Below are 3,223 nucleotides of genomic sequence, written 5' to 3'. Positions count from 1 at the left end.
CCGAGGCACTGAACGAGCAGCTAAAGTCTCTCCAAGAAGCCGGTGTTGCAACGACCAGTTGAATCCGGTCAGTACACCTCCGCCCGGCTGGCCGAGATCGCCGCCGAGCTGGACGTCAGGATCTCGGTCGGGCGGACCGGGGTGTGCTGGGACAACGCGCAGATCGAATCGTTCTGGTCGACGTTGAAGACCGAGTACTACCACCGGCGGAGATTCACGACCAAGGCCGCCGCCAAGCGCGGCGTCGGCGCCTGGATCGAGGCTACCTACAACCGGACCCGACGGCACTCGTCACTGGGCATGCTCAGCCCGATAGCCTTCGAGCACCAGCTCATGAACCCCGCGGCAGAAGCCGCATAACTCGATGTCCACGAAACGGGGTCAACCCCACTGTCGGCTCGCGGTGGGTTCTGTGTCATGTGATGCTCCACTGTGTTGTGCAGGGTTTCTTGCCTTTGCTCTGGGTGGAGTGTGTGCTGGGGGCCGGTGTCATTGGGTGGCGAGCAGTTGTTCCAGGTAACGGATCTCGGTCTGCTGGGCAGTGAGGATGGATTCGGCCAGTGGCCGGACGACCGGATTGTCCGTCTCCTGCAGGACGGCCTCGGCCATGGTGACCCCGGCTTTGTGGTGGGGGATCATCAGCTCGAGGTAGAGCCGTTCGGCCTGGCGGCCCTGGGCGTCGGCGAGGGCGTCGAGCTGGGCGGAGGTGGCCATGCCGGGCATCGCCGGTGCGTCCGCAGAGTGTTCGTGGGAGGACCCATGGCTGGCGGATTCCTCCATCCAGGCCATGGCGGGGGCGGGTGAGGCCTGGGGTAGGCCCCACATCGAGAGCCAGCCGTACATCTGCCCGGCCTGCTGCTGCTGGGTTCGAGTGATGTCGTAGGCCAACTGGCGGATCTCCGGGTCCTGTGTGCGGTCCCGGATCATCATGCTCATCTGTACGGCCTGTTGGTGGTGGACCTGCATGTCGCGGGCGAAGCCGGCTTCCGCGCTGCCCTCACCCGGGTGGGCGGTGCCCGGGGCGCTCAGCCGCCCGACGGCCCAACCGCCGGCCACCAGCAGGATGGCCGCTGCGATGGCCAGCAAGACTTGTCCGACTCGCCGTCCTGCCGGGCGGCCCGTCACGGTCCCCGTGTTCACGCGGCCCTACCGGGGCCATCGAGCCCGCCGGTGCAGGCAGCTCCCGGCTCAGGCGCCTGGGGGGACTGCCAATACTTGGTTACGAAGTCCTCGATGCGCTGGTCATCGGGAGAGTCCACGGCCACCTGAGCACCCCAGGCGGACAGGGTGATGGGGGAATCCAAGCCCTCGTAGGGAGAGACCACCGTGTAGGTGTCCGGCAGAGCCTCTTGCAGTGCCGTGATCTCGTCCTCGTTCAGAGTCGAGGGATTGTAGGCAGCCCAGACAGCACCGTGTTCAAGAGCGTGCACAGTGTTCTCTTTGGGTACTTCTTCTGTGTAAACCCCGCAATTGAGCCAGGTGCTGGCGTGGTCACCGCCCACTGGAGGCTCTCGCTCGTAGTCCACCGGAGTGTTCACATGCTCGGCGCTGAGGTCCTCGAAAGTCTCCAGCCCGGCGATTTCGATATCCTGGCGCGCCGGCGGCGGAGGGTCGTTGACCACGGCAACGGTCACCAGGGAACCGACCAAAGCCACAGCGGCCACTGCCCCCGCCCCCACGAGCAGCTTTTGCTTGCGCGCCGCCTTGGCCTCGGACGCCCAGTGCGCCTCGAGCAGCGCTTCCCGATCCCGGCGCGCCTGGTCGGAAGTCTTGTCATTAGCCATCGCGTCTCCTCAAAAGGCCACTCAATACTCGCGCCACACAAAGACGTACACCGGCTCCCTTGTGGGCCCGGTGTCACCGTTGTGATCGACGACCCAGCGCATCGAGTCCCTGAAGGCGTCCTCTTCGAGCGCGCAACTGTCCAGCTCGATAGGCGGACCATCTCACTATTGACGATAGTACCCTTTGATCGGGCTCACCGTTTTCCCTACGCCGGACAGCTCTCTGGGCCTCGTGCAGCGACTGACGATCTGACTGGCCCCAGAGCCTCGGCCGTCATTGCTTGCTCGTGCAGTCCGTAGCGGCCCGAAATGGCGGAACGGCAACACATGGATGCAGAGCAAGGGGGTGGCCGATCCCTCACCGGACGCGGACAAACATGCCCGGGCTCGGGACAGTGTGAGGTTGACCCCCTTCGGTGGACGTCCTTGATGGTCAGGCCTGGTGCCTGGCAGGGAGGATGTTCCTGTGGGAGCCAAACGGAAGAGGTACACGCCCGCGTACCGGCGTGATGCCGCGCATCTGGTGATCGACACCGGGCGCCCGATCGTCCACGTGGCGAAGGAGATCGGTGTCGGAGAAGCTCTGCTGGGTCGTTGGGTCGCGATCGAGAGGGCCAAGATGGACGACCCGCCCTCAGCACTGGATACCGATGAGCGGGCAGAGCTGGAGCGGTTGCGCCGTGAGGTGGCCGAGCTGCGGATGGACCGGGAGTTCCTGAAAAAAGCAGCCGCCTTCTTCGCGACCGAGAACCAGAACCGGTGAGGATGTTCGAGCTCATCGACGCGGAGAAGGCCGACTACGAGATCACCCGCATGGCCGAGCTGCTCGAGGTGTCCCGGTCGGGCTACTACGCCTGGCTGGCACGTCGCGAGGGGCCGCCGGGTCCCTCGGCTGTGCGACGGGCCCAGCTGGGCCAGAAGGTGCTGGCCGCCCACACGGCCTCCGACGGGGTCAACGGTGCGCCGCGGATCCTGGCCGACCTGCGCGCTGTCGGGGAGGTGGTCTCGCGCAAGACGGTCGCGAAACTCATGCGCGCCCACGGCATCGCCGGCATCAGCCCGGCCACCTGGCACCCGGTGACCACGGTCGCAGACGAGTCCGCGCACACGATCCCCGATCTGGTGGAGCGCGACTTCGATCGCGGCCGCCTCGATGCGGTGTGGACCTCGGACATCACCTATTTGCCCACCGATCAGGGATGGCTGTACTTGTGTGCGGTCCGCGACGGCTGCTCGCGGCGGGTGCTGGGCTGGGCGGTCGATGACCACCTGCGCACTGAGCTGGTCGAGACCGCGCTGCGCCGGGCAGTGACCCTGCGCCGGTGTGACACCACCGGAGTGATCTTCCACGCCGATCGCGGCTGCCAGGGCGGATTCAACTGGTTGTCGCAACACCCTGATCGTGAGGGTGTGTGGTGGGACGAGATCCAGAGGAATCA

Annotated in this window: 4 protein-coding genes and 1 pseudogene; 3 read left to right on the top strand and 2 right to left on the bottom strand. The window is 65.9% G+C overall.

Annotated elements, in window-relative coordinates; all coding sequences use genetic code 11:
- Positions 1 to 69: 69 nt before the first annotated feature.
- Positions 70 to 360, top strand: a pseudogene (locus RF637_RS13675) (integrase core domain-containing protein); the annotation flags it as partial.
- Between the two features lie 129 nt (positions 361 to 489).
- Here the strand turns inward: RF637_RS13675 and RF637_RS13670 are convergent.
- Both RF637_RS13670 and RF637_RS13665 read right to left on the bottom strand, forming a co-directional pair.
- Positions 490 to 1,086, bottom strand: a complete 597-nt coding sequence (locus RF637_RS13670; RefSeq protein ID WP_368845114.1) for a DUF305 domain-containing protein — start codon at positions 1,084 to 1,086, stop codon at positions 490 to 492.
- A gap of 50 nt (positions 1,087 to 1,136) precedes the next feature.
- On the bottom strand, positions 1,137 to 1,784 hold the full coding sequence (locus tag RF637_RS13665) for a DUF3105 domain-containing protein (protein ID WP_368845113.1): 648 nt from the start codon (positions 1,782 to 1,784) through the stop codon (positions 1,137 to 1,139).
- A gap of 466 nt (positions 1,785 to 2,250) precedes the next feature.
- Here RF637_RS13665 and RF637_RS13660 point away from each other — a divergent pair, with 466 nt between their 5' ends.
- Positions 2,251 to 2,547, top strand: coding sequence for a transposase (locus RF637_RS13660; protein WP_047802039.1), 297 nt, complete (start codon positions 2,251 to 2,253; stop codon positions 2,545 to 2,547).
- 2 nt (positions 2,548 to 2,549) lie between these two features.
- Positions 2,550 to 3,223, top strand: a 674-nt coding sequence (locus RF637_RS13655) for an IS3 family transposase (protein ID WP_368845112.1), incomplete at its 3' end; no start/stop codon positions are given.

The organism is Kocuria sp. CPCC 204721 (assembly GCF_040980945.1).
GTDB lineage: Bacteria > Actinomycetota > Actinomycetes > Actinomycetales > Micrococcaceae > Kocuria > Kocuria marina.
Note: the sequence above shows the minus strand (reverse complement) of the source record. Positions and strands in the feature narration are given on the sequence as shown.